This is a genomic window from Rudaea sp. 3F27F6 (assembly GCF_005503555.1).
Lineage (GTDB): Bacteria > Pseudomonadota > Gammaproteobacteria > Xanthomonadales > Rhodanobacteraceae > Rudaea.
The window spans coordinates 297842-314643 of the sequence record NZ_SCNG01000005.1 but is presented as its reverse complement, the minus strand read 5'-3'; the positions used below and the strand labels follow the sequence as shown (position 1 = coordinate 314643).

General features: G+C 65.9%; 9 protein-coding genes. 3 read left to right on the top strand and 6 right to left on the bottom strand.

Annotation, left to right across the window (positions count from 1 at the left end; all coding sequences use genetic code 11):
* Positions 1-77: 77 nt before the first annotated feature.
* Positions 78-2288, bottom strand: coding sequence for a TonB-dependent receptor (locus FFS30_RS19055; protein WP_137914777.1), 2211 nt, complete (start codon positions 2286-2288; stop codon positions 78-80).
* Between the two features lie 80 nt (positions 2289-2368).
* Entirely contained in the window at positions 2369-3547 is a 1179-nt protein-coding gene (locus tag FFS30_RS19050; RefSeq protein ID WP_137914776.1) for an alpha/beta fold hydrolase, read from the bottom strand.
* A gap of 183 nt (positions 3548-3730) precedes the next feature.
* Between FFS30_RS19050 and FFS30_RS19045 the strand changes: the two genes are divergently transcribed.
* Both FFS30_RS19045 and FFS30_RS19040 read left to right on the top strand, forming a co-directional pair.
* Positions 3731-5155: a M81 family metallopeptidase gene (locus FFS30_RS19045; RefSeq protein ID WP_137914775.1), complete on the top strand. Its 1425-nt coding sequence runs from the start codon at positions 3731-3733 to the stop codon at positions 5153-5155.
* Positions 5152-6360 (top strand): MFS transporter, encoded by a 1209-nt coding sequence (locus tag FFS30_RS19040; protein ID WP_137914774.1) that lies wholly within the window; start codon positions 5152-5154, stop codon positions 6358-6360. The genes FFS30_RS19045 and FFS30_RS19040 overlap by 4 nt, the downstream gene beginning before the upstream one ends.
* Here FFS30_RS19040 and FFS30_RS19035 read toward each other — a convergent pair.
* From FFS30_RS19035 to FFS30_RS19025, 3 genes are all read right to left on the bottom strand, one after another.
* Entirely contained in the window at positions 6318-6929 is a 612-nt protein-coding gene (locus FFS30_RS19035; RefSeq protein WP_171014737.1) for a TetR/AcrR family transcriptional regulator, read from the bottom strand. The genes FFS30_RS19040 and FFS30_RS19035 overlap by 43 nt on opposite strands.
* A gap of 88 nt (positions 6930-7017) precedes the next feature.
* Complete coding sequence (locus FFS30_RS19030) at positions 7018-8652, bottom strand: fatty acid--CoA ligase (protein WP_137914772.1); 1635 nt, start codon at positions 8650-8652, stop codon at positions 7018-7020.
* Positions 8653-8756: 104 nt separating this feature from the next.
* Positions 8757-11528 (bottom strand): penicillin acylase family protein, encoded by a 2772-nt coding sequence (locus FFS30_RS19025; protein WP_171014736.1) that lies wholly within the window; start codon positions 11526-11528, stop codon positions 8757-8759.
* Between the two features lie 483 nt (positions 11529-12011).
* Here FFS30_RS19025 and FFS30_RS19020 point away from each other — a divergent pair, with 483 nt between their 5' ends.
* Positions 12012-16142: a choice-of-anchor D domain-containing protein gene (locus tag FFS30_RS19020; RefSeq protein ID WP_137914770.1), complete on the top strand. Its 4131-nt coding sequence runs from the start codon at positions 12012-12014 to the stop codon at positions 16140-16142.
* A gap of 194 nt (positions 16143-16336) precedes the next feature.
* Here the strand turns inward: FFS30_RS19020 and FFS30_RS19015 are convergent, their stop codons facing one another.
* Complete coding sequence (locus FFS30_RS19015) at positions 16337-16708, bottom strand: DUF423 domain-containing protein (protein ID WP_137914769.1); 372 nt, start codon at positions 16706-16708, stop codon at positions 16337-16339.
* Positions 16709-16802 lie beyond the last annotated feature (94 nt).

Genomic DNA, 16802 nt, shown 5'->3' with positions numbered 1-16802 from the left:
ATACGGCGGCGACAGAGCCTCGATTGCGGCGCTGTGCGCTTGCGTGCGGACTCGCCCCCTCAGCGTTCCGCGCCCGCTCAAAGTTTCACGTCGAAACCCACGCCGATCACGCGCGGCTGCAGCGGCGTCGCGCGCACGTCGACGATCGCGCCGGTCAGCGCACTGGTCAGCGGCGTCGCCGAAAGATACGCGCCCTTGTTCGTCAGGTTCTTCACGAACAGGCGCACGGTCCAGCGGTCGTTGGCGATGTCGGCATTGAGATCGACCGCCTCGTAGGCGCCCAATGGCAATGCGAGCGGACTATGCGTCACCGTGGTGACGCGCTCGCCGACGTAGCGCACGCCGCCGCCGATACGCGCAGTCCAACTGCCGTTGAGGGCGAAGGTGTAATCCGCCGTCGCCGAGCCGCTCCACTTCGGCGCGTAGGGCAGACGATCGCCGTCGAGGCCGCCGATCGAAGGCACGTTTTCCGACAAAGTCGCATCGGTGTAGGCCGCGGCGAAGCCAAGGCGCAGACCAGCGACCGGCGAATACACCGCCGATCCTTCGAAACCACGGCTGTTCGCCTTACCGCCGTTGACGGTGTAACTGAACCCGGCCTGCGTCGCGGTGACCTGGATCTTGCGCCAGTCGATGTTGTACACGGCCGCATCGAGAGTCAGGCGATGATCGAACAAATCCGTCTTCACGCCGGCCTCGTAGTTGGTCAGCGTATCGGCGGCGACCGTCGGCGGAATGCCTGGCAGCACCACATTCGGGCCGCCCGGCTGATAGCCGGTGGCGACGCGCGCATAGAGCATCGTGTCCGCACCGATGCGCCAGCGCGGCCCGATCGACCAGGTGCGCACGTTTTCCGCAGAGCTGCCGAGGCGGTCGGTCGACGGCAGCACGAGGCTGGTGCTGACCTGCCTGAATTCCTGCTCGTTGCGCGCCCAGCGCAGGCCCGCGGCGATGTCGAACTTCTCGCCGAACTTCCAGGTGACGTTGCCGAACAGCGCATATTCCTTGTAGCTCGACGGCAGTTGCGCAACGAACAAGGGATCGAGTCCAGCGACCGGAACGAGATCGGTATTCAGCGCGCCGGCGACCTGATAGTTGCGGCTGGTTTCATTGGTGTAGAACGTGCCGACCAGCCACTCGAAACGGTCGTCGGGTTTCGAGGTCAAGCGAAACTCCTGCGTCGTCTTGTACAGACGCAGATCCGCCTGAAACGGAACCACGCCGGGCGGCTGGCCGAACAGCCCAAACAGCATGCCGTACGACTTCGATCCGTCGACGACCGAGCTGAAACTCGTGCGCGAATAACTCGTCGCCGAGACAAAATCGGCGAAACCGGCGTCCCAGTTCACCGTCGCGCTTAAGTAGTCGAGATCGCGCCGGTTGCTCTCGGCGACGTAATTGTCGTTGCGCCACTTGCCGTAGAGCGGGCGCAGCGTGACCGGATCGAGCGCGACGTTGCTGTCGTTGTCGGCATCGACTTTCTGCTTGATCGCGCTGAGCGCGATGTCGAGATCGTCGCTCGCCTTCCAGCGCAGGGCGACGCGGCCGGCCGTCTGCGAGTAGCCGTTCTGGTCGTTGCCGCCGCGGCGCACGTTGTCGATGTAGCCCGGCGTATCCTGCCGCGCCGCGCTCGCGCTGAGCGCAAGCTGGCCCGGCACGAGCGGCAGATTGATCTGCGCGCGCGCGGTGACGCCGACATTGCCCGCACCGTCCACGCCGAACATGTCCATGCCCGCGCGCAGCGAGGTCTCGTCGAGATCGGGTTTGCGCGTCGTGTACTGGATCACGCCACCCAAGGCGCCGGCGCCCCAGAGCGTGCCCTGCGGACCGCGAAAAGCCTGGAAGCTCTCGACGTCGTACGGCAGCAGATCGAGGATATTGCCGGACGCGTGCGCGTAAAAGGAACTCGAACCGAGCGGCGTTTCGTCGATGTAGGTCGACACGGTCGAATTCGCGCCGAGCGGCGAGATGCCGCGCATCGCCACCGTGCCGGCACCGGGCGTGCCCGAGCTGATCACCTGCAAGCCCGGCATGTAGTTCGCGTAGTCGGCAAGCTGGGTCGCATGCATCTGTTCGAGGCGCTCGCTGCCGAGCACGCTGATCGAAATCGGCACGACCTGCACGTTCTCGCTGCGCTTTTGCGCGGTGACGATGATCGGGGCGAGCGCGTTCGCCTCGCTCTCGGCCGGCTTGTCCGCCGGTTCGGCGGCAAAGGCACAACTGGACAACAACGCGAGCACGCTGGCGATGGTCGGTATCTCAAAGCGGTTCGCTGAACGTTTCGTCATTTCCCCTCCTCTCTTTTTTTTCGGATGGCACGGCTGACGGCGCCCGGCGTGGCCGCCGCGGACGCCGGATTTGGATCGGGTTACGGAGAAGCGCCTGGTGCCTGCGATGGCGGCGCGGCCTCCTGCGTCGCGTGTTCGACGATCGGCAGGACTTGATCGGTCAGCACGCGCAGCATGCGTCCGGGTTCTTCGACGACGAGCACGTGCGCGGAATGCTCGAACACGTTCATCGATTTCGACGGCGCGTCGATTTCGCGTTCGAGCGCGATGACGTTGCCGACCGGCGTGATGAAGTCGTGGCGTCCCGAGACGAAGATCATCGGCACGTCGAAATGCGTGCCGAGCTTTTTGCGGAAATCCCAGTCCGCGATCGAGCGCAGCACAGGCAACAAAGTCTTTTCTTTGCCGCTGCCGACGAGCCTCGCGCCGATCTGGCCCAGCGACTGCGTCGGCGACAGCAACTGCCAGTTCAAAATGCGCCGCAAAAGATCGCCTTCGCTGCGCGCGTTGTACCAAAAGTGGCCGCGGCGCACCGCTTCGAGTTGGATGCGGTCGCCCCAGCCCGCGTATGCCACGGGATCGCTCGCCGGCGGCGCGGGCGGCAGTTTGTCGAGTGCGTCGACGAGCGCGGGATCGCTCGCGTCGTGCGCGTCCGCGAGCATGGCGGCGCGCGCGTCGGCGAAGATGGTCGACCAGTTCGTCACCTGGCCCAAGCCGACATAAGCGTGCAGCAGATCGGGGCGCTGCCGCGCCACGCCCGCGCCGATGATCGTGCCGAAAGACTGGCCGACGAGCACGATCTTGCGCTGACCGTAACGCTTCCGCAGTTGCTCGATCAGCTCGATCGCGTCGGCGACGAGTTGCTCCTCGGTAACCGGCGCCATCGTGTCGAGATCGATCGCCGAGCGGCCGAAGCCGCGCTGATCCCACTGCACGACGGTGAAAAAATCTTCCCAGGGTCTGGCGAAGACATAGGAGACATCGCTGATCACGCCGCCGGGACCGCCGTGCAGATACAGCAGCAGGGGCTGCCCGCGCGTCATCGCACGCACGCTGATCCATTGGCGCACGCCGCCGAGCGTGACGTACTCCTGCTCGGCGACGCCGTCCTCGGCGAAGATGCGCGTACTTCCCGCATTGACGTCGCGTATTTGCGCGCGCGCCCATAGCGCGCCGCCCAGCCAGACCGCGAACAGAACCAGCACCGCGGCCACGAACATCGATCCATAACGGATCAGCGATTTCAGTCGGATTCCCACTCCGTCCTCCCGTCGTTATCTGATACTTTTTTGTATCGCTAGAATTTTTTCTTGTTCTTCTGTATTTCTTGTTTTCGACGATATCATTGTTTATTTACGATACACAAGTGTATCATTAAATAAATTCGTCATCGCCGCACGAAACACGCGGCGACGCGTCTCTTTCCTGCAGCGGAACCCTCGATGCGCATCTACTACGGCGGCATTTCCAACGAGACCAATGCGTTCTCTCCGATCCCGTGCTCTGCCGTAGATTTCATCGAGACGGACTTCGGCCACGGCGCAGACGCTCGACGCAGCTTGTTCGGCCCTCTGCTCGACCGCGGCGCCGAGATCGTCGTCGGCCCGAATCTCATCGCCCAGCCCGCGGGACCGATCACCACCGCCTCGTGGATCGAGCTGCGCGAGGCACTGCTCGCCGATCTCGAAGCGCGGCAGCCGTTCGACGCCGTGCTGCTGAATCTGCACGGCGCGATGGCGACGCCCGATATCGAAGACTGCGAAGCCGATCTGCTTGCACGCGTGCGCGAGCGCATCGGCGCAGGCTCCTTCCTCGGCGCGGTGCTCGATCCGCACTGCCATCTCAGCGACGCCATGGTCGAACTCGCCGACGCGCTGGTCTGCTACAAGGAATATCCGCACACCGACATCGCCGAGAGCACGCACGCACTCGCCGCGCTGTGCGCGCGCCAGCTGGACGGCGGACGCCGCGCATCAGCAGCGATGTACGACTGCAAGCAACTCGATCTCTACCACACCACACGCGAGCCGATGCGCGCTTTCGTCTCCCGCCTGCGTGAACTCGAAACCGCGGGCGTGGCGCTGTCGATCTCGATCGCGCACGGCTTTCCGTGGGGCGACAGCACGAGCATCGGCACCAAGGTGCTGGTCTACACCGACGCGGCGCAGGACAACGGCGCAGCGCTCGCAGCGACGCTCGGAAACGAGCTGCGCGCACTGCGCGGAAAATGCACGCCGCCGCTGACCTCGATCGACGCGCTGCTCGCCGCGGCACGCGCAACGCAAGGACTCATCGTCGCCGCCGATCTCGCCGACAATCCCGGCGGCGGCGCGCCGGGCGATTCGACCTATGTGCTGAGCCGCCTGCTCGCCACGCCGCCGGGACCGTGCGCGATCGGCGCGCTCTGGGATCCGGTCGCGACCGCATTCGCTTTCAAGGCCGGCCTCGGCGCGACACTGCCGCTGCGCATCGGCGGCAAATGCTCGGCGCTGTCGGGCGCGCCGGTCGATCTCGTCGCCGAAGTGATCGGCCTGCGCCGCGACCTGCGCCAGACCGCGCCGGGCTACGGCGGCATCAGCGTGCCGACCGGCGACGTTGCCGGGCTGCGCGTCGGCGACGTCGAGATCGCGCTGTGCTCGGAGCGCACCCAGACTTTTTCCCCGGAAGTATTCGCGGCGGCCGGCATCGCGCTCGCCACGCGGCGGCTCGTCGTGGTCAAAAGTACACAACACTTCCACGCCGGCTTCGGCGCGCTTGCCGAGCAGATCTTCTACATCGACGCGCCGGGTACACTCGGCTTCGATTTTTCCGCGCTGCCGTATCGCCGCGCACCCAACGACCTCTGGCTGCGCGGAGCAACGCCATGAACCGGATACGTGATCTGCTGCTGCCGGCGACGGCGGCGATCGGCCTCTGCTGCGGCGTGAGCATCCTCTGCCTCACCCTGTTCACCTATCTCGCCGCGCCGATCGCGGCCGAATTTTCGATCGGCAAGGCGCAGGTGTCGGGCATGCTCACCGCGCATCTGGTCGCACTGATGTTCGCGCTGCCGCTCGCCGGCGCACTCGCCGATCGCTTCCGCCCGCTTCACGTCGTCATGGTCTCGGGTGCCGCGTTCGCGGCGACGCTGTGGCTGGCCTCGCTTGCGTCGTCGCCGACCGCTCTGTACTGCGCCTTCGCCGCGGCCGGCTTGTTCGGCGCAGGCACGGCGCCGATCACTTATGCGCGAGTCATCGTCGCACGCTATCACGCGCGCCGCGGCCTCGCGCTCGGCGTCGCCTTCACCGGCATCGGCCTCGCCGCGATCGTGCTGCCGCCGATCATCGCGCCGATCGCCGCGGCCGACGGCTGGCGCGCCGCGTTGCGCGCGATGGCCCTGCTGGCCATCGCCGCCGCACTGATCGGCGGCATGGGCCTCGGCGGCAGCGCTCCGCGCGTATCGGCCGCGTTCGCGCAGACGGACGACGACGGAATCGATCTCGCCGCAGCACTGCGCACGAAATTTTTCTGGATCATGGCCGGCGCCTTCCTGCTGCTCGGCGCCGCGCTGCTCGGCGTCGTCGCGCATCTGGCCGCGGCGTTCGGCGCATTCGGCCTCGGCACCGACGCCACGGTGCGCTTCCAACTCTTCTTCGGCATCGCCACGATCGTCGGCCGGCTGCTCGGCGGCGCTTCGATGGATTGGCTGCCGGCACGCCAGGTCGGTGCGATCGCCGCGCTCTGCGGTGCCGCGGGCGCGCTCGCAACCGGCACGCTGCAGGCCGCGGCGCCGGTCGCGCTGATCGGCTTCCTGCTCGGTTTTTGCTCGGGCGCGGAAAGCGACGTCGTCTCCTATCTGGTCAGCCGCCGCTTCGGTCCGAAGCACTTTGCGCGCATCTACGGCATTCAGGGCAGCCTGTTCATGCTCGGCGCCGCGCTCGGGCCGATCCTCGCCGCCGTACTCGCCGAGCGCCTCGGCTATGCCGCGATCTGGCTCGCCGCGTCCGCAGCCCTGATCGTCTCGGCCGCCGGCATCGCGCTATTGCGCAATCAGGCGCCGGAAAGAACCGCGTCGACCGCGCGCGCCGCGTAGGCGCGGTCGGGCGCGGTCTCGCCGAAGAACGCGCGGAAATACAGCGCGCCCGACAGCATCTCTATCGTCAGCGGAATATCGACGTCGGCGGACAGTTCGCCGCGCGCGATGCCGCGCTGCAGGACGCGCGTGGCGAGACGCCGGCGATCGAGCACGACGGCGAGGATGGCACGGCGAAACTCCGGCTCGACGTCCATTTCGGCGATCAGGAAACGCACGGCGCGGCCGAAGCGCGCGTCGGTGAGCAGCGCAGCCATGTTCGTCGCCATCTCGATCAGGTCGGAGCGCACGTTGCCGGTATCGGGCGCGATCGGATTTGCCTCGTGCGTCGCCGCTTCGATCGCCGCGACCACGGCTTGCGAGCAATTCTGCCAGCGCCGGTAGAACGTCGTGCGCGGCACGCCCGCGGCTTCGGCGATCTTCTCCACGGTGATGCCGCGCAGGCCATGCCGCAGCAATTGATCGAGCGCGGCCTGATGCAGGCGCTGTTCGAGTTCCGCGCTCTTCGGCCGCCCGCGCGAGGGTCTCGCGGTCTTGCTGCGGCGCGGCTTTGCCGTCTCTTTGCTCATGCTTGCCCGGCTACGCGATGGGTCGATGCGCAATGCTGGCATTCCGCGCGCGTGCTTGTCCACGCACGCGCCACGGCGCCGCGCGCGGCTACGCCGAATATTTCTCGCGCAGCAATTTCTTGTTGAGTTTGCCGACGCTGGTTTTTTCGATCGCCTCGACCACGAGCACGCGCGCGGGCACGGCATAGCGCGAGATCAGGCCTTGTTCGGCATAGCGCGACAGATGCGCCTTGATCTCGTCTTCGCCGACCGCCTGTCCCGCTCTCGCCACGACCAGTGCGAGCGGGCGCTCGCCCCAGCGTTCGTCCTTGATCGCGAACACGGCCGTTTCGGCGACCGCGGGATGCTGCGAGATCAGATCTTCGACCTGCACCGAAGACACCCATTCGCCGCCGGTCTTGATCACGTCCTTGATGCGGTCGGTGATCTTCAGATAGCCCTGATCGAAATTGCCGATGTCCTGCGTATGCAGATAACCGCCCTCCCACAGCGCCTCGGAAGCGTCGGCATTGTCGAGATAGCCTTGGGTCAGCCACGGCGCGCGCGCGACGACCTCGCCCGAGGTCTTGCCGTCTTCGGGCACGTCGCCCATGTCCGCGTCGACCGTGCGCAATTCGACGAGCGGAATCGGCGCGCCGCCCTTGCAACGGATCGCCAGTTCGCGTTCTTCGCTGACCTCGCCGAGATTCGGATGCACCTGCGCGAGCGCGAGCACTGGGCAAGTTTCCGACATGCCGTAGCCGCCGAACACGTCGATGCCGCGCGCACGCGCGGCTTGCGCCAGACCCACGGGCAACGCCGATCCGCCGATTACCGCCTTCCAGCGCGAAAGATCGACATCGGCCGCTTTCGGCGAAGACAAAATCATCTGCAGGATCGTCGGCACGCAATGCGAGAACGTCACCTGCTCGCGCACGATCAGATCGATCAGCGAATCCGGCAGGTAGCGGCCCGGATAAACCTGCTTCACGCCGAGCTGCAGCGCGATGTACGGCATGCCCCAGGCATGCACGTGGAACATCGGCGTGATCGGCATGTAGACGTCGCCGTTATGGAAGCGTTGGCCCGATGCCGGGCTGCACAGCGCAGCCATCGTCGCGATCGTATGCAGCACGAGCTGGCGATGACTGAAGTACACGCCCTTGGGCAGGCCGGTCGTGCCGGTCGTGTAGAACGTCGTCGCGCGCGTGTTCTCGTCGAAATCGGCGAAGGCGAAATCGGGCGACGCGTCGGCGAGCAGGCGTTCGTATTCGCCGGCGCACTTCGCCTGCGCGGGCAGCGCCTTGTCGTCGTCGCTGATCCAAATGAAATGCTCGACGGTTTCGAGCTTCGGCGCGATCTCTTCGAGCAGCGGCAGAAAGTCGCTGTTGACCAGGAGCACTTTCGGCCCGGCATGATTGATCGTGTAGAGAATCTGCTCTGACGACAAACGCACGTTCACCGTCAGCAGCACCACGCCCATCATCGGCACGGCGTAGAAACTTTCCAGGTAGCGATGGCTGTCCCAGTCCATCACGCCGACCGCATCGCCGTGAGCGACACCGAGCTTCGACAGCGCATCGGCAAGCCGGCCGACGCGTGCGCGCAATTCGCGGTAGGTGTAGCGCCGCAGTTCGCGGTAGACGATTTCCTGATCGGCGAAGCGGGTCAGCGGCGCGTTCCACAGCTGCTTGACGAGCAGCGGAAACGCATAGGCATTTGTAGCGGGTACGGCTCGATCCACTCTTCAGTCTCCCCATCAAAACGGTTCGACCTTAGCATGGATCGGCAAGGGCGAGGAACGCTTGAATTTCCCCGCCCTTGCTGCTGATTTTTCCGACTTTCGCGTTACGGATTGCCGACCGTCAGCGGGTGGTATTGGCCGACCAGCCAGAGCGGCAGCTGATCGACGTAATGTGGATCGCCGAGCACCGCGCTGTTGCCGCCGGGGATCACCTCGACCGCATTGATCGGCAGCGACATCTCGCCGACGAAGCGGCGACCCGGCGCGGTTGCGCCGCTGAACATGAAGTCGTTGACGCCGCTGACGCGCAGCGTGCCGCCGCCCGGATTGACCGTCTCCCAGCCGCTGTCGCGCGCAAGGCCCGGCAGATTCGCCGAGAGATCGGTGAACGGATACGGGCTGCCGGCACCGGGCACGTTGAACGGGCCGCCGAGCGGATGCTCGAGGACGAAGCGATGTAGCTGGCCCCAGTGATAGTCACCGAGATTGGTCGAGTTGGCGAAGGCCGGCGCGAACGCGTTGCTCGCGAGCTGGTTGAGGGAGTCTTTCAAGCTCTTGAGCAGCACATAGTCGCGCGCCGACGCCGCGTCGGGCGCGCCGCTGACGGCGAAGAAGTTCACCCCGGACACTCCCTTGCCGCCGAGTTGCGGGAATGCGTCGAGGAGGAACTTCACGCTGGTCCACGCGTCCTCGTCGCCGGGCAGGTAACTGCCGAGGCCGAGACCGGTCAGCGTGTTGTCTTCGATGTTCTTGATCGCATTGCTGCGCCACATGTAGTAGAGCGTCGCCGATACGCTGGGATCGGGACCCGCAGTGGCCGGCAGGAACAGTCCGAGCGGATTGTCGACGACGAGCGGACTGTCGTAGCCCTGCGTGAGCCCGGTCGGCGTGGCGAGATTCCAGCCGTTCAAATACCCCATCGCCTGCGCGACCGCCGGATCGTTGGCGAGCTGGCTCAACTGTGCCCATGAACTGCCCTGCGCGTTAGTGAACGCGGTCTGCAAATACGGCAGCACCAGTTCCGCGTCCGCGGGCTGGCGGTTGCGTTGCACGTTCTTGATATCGTCCGGCGTGAGCTTTTTGCCCGAGGCGATCAGCGCCGACAACAGCTTGCTGATGCGCGTGACGCGATAGACGCTGTAGTTGTAGTTGAGATAGTAGATGCCGCCGCCGGGCCGCTGCATCGAAAGCGGATTGTTGCCCGCGGCGATGCCGATCGGATCGTTGTTGGCGTTGGCGAAGAAACCGGCCGACGGATTGATGATGTGCGGCATCTCCGACGCCGGCATGATCTCGAACGGCGTCGCCTGGTTCGGCTGCGGATTCTGCACCGGCAGCCAGTCGTGATGCAGCGCGCCCGAACCGTCGCGCACGAGCCACGGCGGAATGCCGCCGCCCGGTCCGCCGTCCTGCTGCAGATCCTGGCGGATCGGATTTTCCGCACTGGTGAAATAAGCGATGTTGCCAGCGGTGTCGGCATAGGCGAAGTTCTGCGAACCGAAATCGAAGTAGGTCAGCGCGTTCTGGAAATCGCTCAGATTGTTCGCGCGGTTGATCTTCTTGAACGCCTTCAGCTCCATCGTCGGGCCGAAACCGGTATAGGCGATCGACAGACCGCTGTTGCCGTCGATCTGCACGACCGGGCCGTTGTTCCGCCGCGGCACGATCACGGTGACGCCGCCGTTGCTGAAGCCGATCGAATCGTCGCGTACGAGATTGTCGGTCTGCCCCTGCGTCATCTGGTTGACGTAGTAACTCTGGAACTGCCAGATCACCGGCTCCGCGGTGCCGTTGTGCACGATCGCGGTCGGCAGGCCGTAGGCGTTGGTCTGGAACGTCTCCTGGAAAAAGTCGGTGACGTCCATCGGGTTGACCGTCGAGCCCCAGCACACGTTCGTCGTGCAGCCCTGGATGATGCCCGGCGCGCCCGGCACGCTGACGCCGCTCGCGTTGAGCGGCTGCGAATACGCCGGATCGTTCGAAGTGATGTGCATCTCCATGAAGACCGGCGGCAGCGCGAGCGTGAGATGCGGATCGTTGGCGAGGATCGGCTTGCCCGACTGGGTGACGCTGCCCGACACAGCGAACTCGTTGCTGCCTTCGCGGCCGGCGCGCGAGCGCAGCGTCGGCGCGATCAGCGGATGGTTGGCGATTTTGTTGAGCCAGCCCTGCGCGAGCTTCACCGTCTGCGCCGAAATCTGCGCCGGCTGCACCGCTGCCGTCTGACCCGCCGCCTGCAGCGACGCCGTGGCCGACATGCCGGCGCTCGCCGCGCCCGGCTTGAATCCGGGGATCGTCACGGTCGAATCGGGCGGCGCGAAGCGGTGCGTGTCGCCGAAGTACAAGGCGACCGGATCGACCTTGGCTGCGGCGGCAGCCTTCTGGTACGCGGCGAAATTGATCGTGTTCTGGATCTTCGACGAATCGAACGAGAGTTGGTAGGCGAGGCCCTTGCCGACGCAGATCGTGTCGATCGGCGACCACGGCTCGGCCTTGCTCAAACTCAGCGCGCCGTACTCGGGCGGCAGCGACGGCGTCGTCTTGAGCCAGTAGTTCACTCCGTTCGCATAGGCTTGCAGCCAGCCGCGCGTGTCGTCGTCCATCGCCTGCCAGCTCGCTAGCGCCGCGCGGCGCAGGCCGAGCGTGCGCGACTGGATGTCGTTCGCGAGCGCCGGCTTGCCGACGAGTTCGGCGAGCGTGCCGCTGACTCCGCGGCGGGTGAAATCCATCTCGAAGAAACGCGCCTTGGCCTGCGCATAACCCTGCAGGAACGCGGCGTCGTTGTCGGTGGCCGCGGTGATCGTCGGCATGCCGAGAGCGTCGTAGACCAGGGTGCCCGGCGCCGACATGCCCGGCGCGGTGATCGTGTCGGCCAAGGCCTCGGCGCTGAAAAAGGCAAAAGTGGAGAAAGCAAAAAGTACAGAATGCGCAAGAACGCGCCGTACATGCGGTGCCGTCATATTCCCTCCGATTGCGAGCGTTTTATTGGTATCGAACGAACGTTTGATACGGAGTATGCGCCGCGCCTATCGCCGCGGGAAGCCGCGTGAACAAGTTTTAATTTTGCATCGAGGCAAACGTACCGAAGCTGTCAAAATTGTCGCAATCGAAAGTTTTTGTTACCGCCGTGTCAGAAAACCGCCCTCTTTCACGTACCCGCTGGAAGGATCTGCGGTAAAGTGGACAAGCCGACAGCGCCGCTCTGCGCGCGCGGCGGGGAATCCAGTACGGGGAACATGCGTCGGAACCGCGGGGATGCGGACGGCGCGGGTGGCTGGAGTGGTCTCGGAGCAACAGTGCGGGATCCGGGGCAGTGCGACAGTCTGTAATCGGGGTCGTCAAATCTTTTGGGGATAACAATGAAACGCAATGTTCGGCTCATCCCGTTCGGGATGTTCGTGGCTGCGCTGCTGTGCATTCTTCCGTCGGCGGCGCTTGCCGCCACGTCGTTCACCAACGCCACCGCCATCACGATCACCGACTGTCCAAATCCATGCCCGGCAAGCGGTCAAGCAGCGTCGCTGTATCCGTCGCCGATCACGGTGAGCGGCCAAAGCGGCGTGGTCCAGCGCGTATCGGTCACGCTCAATGGGCTCTCGCATGCCTTCCCGGCCGACATCGATATGCTTCTTGTCTCGCCGAGCGGGCGCAAGTCGGTGATCATGTCCGACTTCGGCGCCGGCTCGCCCGGTGTGTCGAACCTCACATTCACTCTCGACGACTATGCCGCGCGTCCTGTGCCGTCGACCGTCACCGGCAACACGGGCGTGCCGTTCGTCGCTGGAAACTATCGGCCGGCGAACTCGGGCACGACCGACTTGTTCCCAGCGCCCGCGCCGGCCGCGCCGTATACCTACACCTTGTCCGCGTTCAACGGCGAAAATCCGAACGGCACCTGGAGCCTCTACATCATCGACGACGCCAATCTCGACGGCGGCTCGATCAGCGGCGGCTGGACTCTGACCTTCGACACGCGTCCCGCCCCGCCCGGGCCGGGCGACATTCTGATCAGCGAATTCCGCACGCGCGGCGAAGGCACCACCCCGCCCGGCTCGGACGGATCGGCCGACGAGTTCATCGAGCTGTACAACAACACCGACCAATCGATCACGATCATCGACGCGGTGCCCGGCGCCGATCCGACCGGACCCAACGGTGCCGGCTGGCGTATCGCCGGAGCGCAGGGAGCTTCGGAAACGACCTTCCTCGTGATTCCGCAGACTCTCAGCACGGCCGGACCGCTCGCGATTCCGCCGCGCGGCTATTTCCTTATCTCGACGCAGCCGGCCTCGCCTTCGCCGGCCGGTAATACCTACAGTCTTTCGACCTACCCGACAGGCACCGGCATCACGGCGAGCGGCTCGGCGAACATTTCGGTCAATCCGGCATCGGCGACCGTCGGCTTTCTGCCCGACGACATCGGTCTCGCGATTTTCTCCACGGCTACGGCAACGAGCGCGCGGCGCCTGGACTCGGTCGGCTACAGCTCGGTCACCAACGCCGACTACAAGGAAGGCGCGGGACTCGCGCCGGCCGCCGGCATCACCACGTCCGGACAGCACAGTTGGGTGCGGCGCACCGTGCCCACCGGCTCGCCGCGCGCGGGATACCCGCAGGACACCGGCAACAACGCCGCGGACTTCGTCCTCGTCAGCACCACGGGCGGCATGATCGACGGCATCGCCTCGGTGCTCGGCGCGCCGGGTCCGCAGCGCGGGCCGACGATGACGGCATTCACCACGACCTCGGCGCCGATGCACACGGCCGATTCGATGACGTCGAGCGTGGTCGATCCCGCGCAGCCCGACAGCGCCGCGCCGAACCTCGTGCGCGATTCGACCGCGGTGACCAACGGGACCAGCGGCACGCTGAAGATCCGGCGCAAGTACACGAATTCTTCCGGGCAGGCCCTGATCGCCATGCGTTTCCGCATCGTCGGTCTGTCGACCCTGACCGGCGGCGCTGCGCCGGCTGGACAACTCGATCTGCGCGCACTCAACTCGCCGACGCAGACCATCACCCTGACCGACACGACGACGGTGACCGCGCAGGCACTGACCCTGCAGACGCCTGCCGCGCAGCCGCTCGGCGGCGGCCTCAATTCAAGCCTCGCCGAGGGCGTCATCACGACGACCGCGCCGCTCGCCAACGGCGCGAGCACCGTGGTCGAGTTCAACTTCGGCGTCAACACCGCGGGCAGCCTGCCCTATGCGATCACGATCATCGCCGAAGGCCTGCCGCAGAGCGGCGTCGGCGGCGTCTCCGCGATGGACACGTTCAGCGTGGTCAACGAAGCCGACCTCAGCATCACCAAGACCGACGGCGTGACCAACGCAATTCCGGGCGGCGCGACGACGTATACGATCACCGCATCGAACGCCGGCCCCTCCGCCGCGCCGGCCGCCACCGTGGCCGACACGTTCCCGGCCGCGCTGACCTGCACCTGGACCTGCGTCGGCGCGGGCGGCGGCACCTGCACGGCCTCCGGCTCGGGCAACATCAGCGACACGACCAACCTGCCGGCCGGCGCTTCGGTCACCTACACCGCGAGCTGCACCATTTCGGCAGCGGCCACGGGAACGCTGAGCAACACCGCGACGGTTTCCAGTGCGGTCACCGACCCGACTCCTGCCAACAACTCGGCGACCGACACCGACACGCTGACGCCGCAGGCCGATCTGGCGATCACCAACAGCGACGGCGTGACCTCGGTCACCGCCGGCAACAACACGACTTACACCCTCGTCGCGAGCAACGCCGGGCCGAGCAATGCGCCCGGTGCAACCGTCGCGGATACTTTCCCGGCGAGCTGCACGAGCGTCGCCTGGACCTGCAGCGGCGCCAGCGGCGGCACCTGCACAGCAAGCGGCAACGGCAATCTGAGCGACACGGTCAATCTGCCCGTCGGCGGCAGTGTCACCTACACCGCAATATGTGCGGTTTCGGCAGCAGCCAGCGGCACCCTGTCGAACACGGCTACGGTCACCGTCCCGGCCGGCGTCACCGATCTGACTCCAGGCAATAACAGTCAGACCGACACCACGACGATCCTCGCTCCGGGCGCGCTGACCATCACGCCGGCACCGCTCGCATTCGGCAACGTGCCGGTCGGCACGACCAGCGCCGCGCAGAACGTCACCCTCGCCAACACGGGCGGCACGTCGCTGCAGGTCACCGCATTGACTGCCGCCGTCGCGCCATTCGCGCAGTCCGGCGGCACTTGCGGCGCGCTGCCGATCACGATCGCCGCAGGCAGCTCGTGCACGATCGGCTACACCTTTGCTGCGGCCGCGGCCGGCCCCGCTTCGCAGAACCTGACCGTCACGACCAACGTCGGCGGCGGCACGATTGCGCTCAGCGGCACCGGCACGCAAGGCACGCTCGGCGTCGCGCCGGGCAGCCTCAGCTTCGGCTCGGTACCGGTCGGTACGACGAGCGCAGCGCAGTCCGTCACGTTGAGCAATACCGGCGCTGCCTCTTTGCAAGTGACCGCGGTGACTGCAGCCGCCGCGCCGTTCGCCCAATCGGGCGGAACCTGCGGTGCGCTGCCAATCACGATCGCCGCGGGCGCTTCGTGCACGATCGGCTACACCTACGCACCGACCGCAACGGGCGCGGCCTCACAAACGCTGACCGTTACGGCCAACGTGCCGGGCGGCGGCAGCGTCGCGCTCAGCGGTACCGGCACGCAAGGCACGCTCGGTATCGCGCCGGGCAGTGTCAGTTTCGGTTCGGTACCGGTCGGCACGACGAGCGCGGTTCAATCCGTCACCTTGAGCAACACCGGCGCGGCCTCTTTGCAGGTGACTGCAGTGACCGCAGCAGCCGCACCGTTCGCGCAATCGGGCGGCACCTGTGGTGTCCTGCCGATCACGATCGCCGCGGGCGCTTCGTGCACGATCGGCTACACCTACGCACCCACCGCAACGGGCGCGGCTTCGCAAACCTTGACGGTGACAGCCAACGTGCCGGGCGGCGGCAGCGTGGCGCTCAGCGGCACCGGCACGCAAGGCACTCTCGCCATCAGCCCGACCAGCATCAACTTCGGTCCGGTCACGGTCGGCTCGACCAGCCCGGTGCAGTTCGCCACGTTGAACAACAGCGGCACTGCAGCACTGCAAGTGACCGCGGTGACGCCTGCGACGACACCATTCGCACAATCGGGCGGCACCTGCGGCGCACTGCCGATCACGATCGCCACGGGCGCTTCGTGCACGATCGGCTACGTCTTCGCACCGACCTCGGCCAGCCCCGCGACCGCGAACGCACCCGTCGCCTCCGCAAGCGGCATAGCCGCGCCGAATGCCGCCGCACAGACCTACACGCAGACCATCACGATGACGACCAATGCAGGCTCGCTCAACCTTACGCTGACCGGCCAGGCGCAAGCCCTGATCCCGGCCGTGCCCGCGCCGCTCGGCGGTTGGTCGAGTCTCGCACTGCTTGTCTTGATCGGTCTGAGCGCGCTGTTCGTCTATCGGCGAAGCTGAGACGAGTCATTACTTTGAGTCGTATTGCGAAGCCCCCGGCGAACACCAGGGGCTTTTTTTATTAGCCGGCCGCGATTTCCTTTCTATCTTTGTCCCTGCGCAATCGACGCATTGGTAACGGTGAATCTGCTGACCAAGAATTCGCCAGTTTGAGTTATCAGAAATCGATGCGGGCGGGCACCTTTCGCCAACTGCTACTGATCCCGGCGAAGAGCAAAGCAGGCAACGGCCAGCGCTGACCACCCCGCAATCAAAGCAACCCCGCCGAACGGCGTGATCACGCCGACGAGGCGCGGAGCACCCAGAGCTAGCGCATAAAGGCTGCCGCTGAACAGCACAATGCCGATGGCGAACGCGAACGCGCTCACCCGGCGCCAGCGCGACGGCGGCAATGCAAGCGACACTGCGAGCAGCGCGAGCGCGTGCCAAAGCTGATATTCGACCGCGGTATGCCAGGTCCGCAGCGCGGCTTCGTCGAGCACGCCGCGCAGAGCATGGGCGCCGAACGCGCCGAGGACGACGCCGAGCGCGCCGAAGAGTGCACCGATTGCCGCAAATTCACGCATGGCTGCCTCGCAAAGGGATCATTGTTGCATCGTCATCTACGAATTGTTGCATTGGAGTGGCGGAACTTCGACGCTCGTGCATCGTGATCTGAAA

Excerpts from the sequence above, each read along its gene's own strand:
- FFS30_RS19055 (WP_137914777.1), bottom strand. The coding sequence starts at position 2,288 with ATGACGAAACGTTCAGCGAACCGCTTTGAGATACCGACCATCGCCAGC.
- FFS30_RS19045 (WP_137914775.1), top strand. The coding sequence starts at position 3,731 with ATGCGCATCTACTACGGCGGCATTTCCAACGAGACCAATGCGTTCTCT.
- FFS30_RS19040 (WP_137914774.1), top strand. The coding sequence starts at position 5,152 with ATGAACCGGATACGTGATCTGCTGCTGCCGGCGACGGCGGCGATCGGC.
- FFS30_RS19035 (WP_171014737.1), bottom strand. The coding sequence starts at position 6,929 with ATGAGCAAAGAGACGGCAAAGCCGCGCCGCAGCAAGACCGCGAGACCC.
- FFS30_RS19020 (WP_137914770.1), top strand. The coding sequence starts at position 12,012 with ATGAAACGCAATGTTCGGCTCATCCCGTTCGGGATGTTCGTGGCTGCG.
- FFS30_RS19015 (WP_137914769.1), bottom strand. The coding sequence starts at position 16,708 with ATGCGTGAATTTGCGGCAATCGGTGCACTCTTCGGCGCGCTCGGCGTC.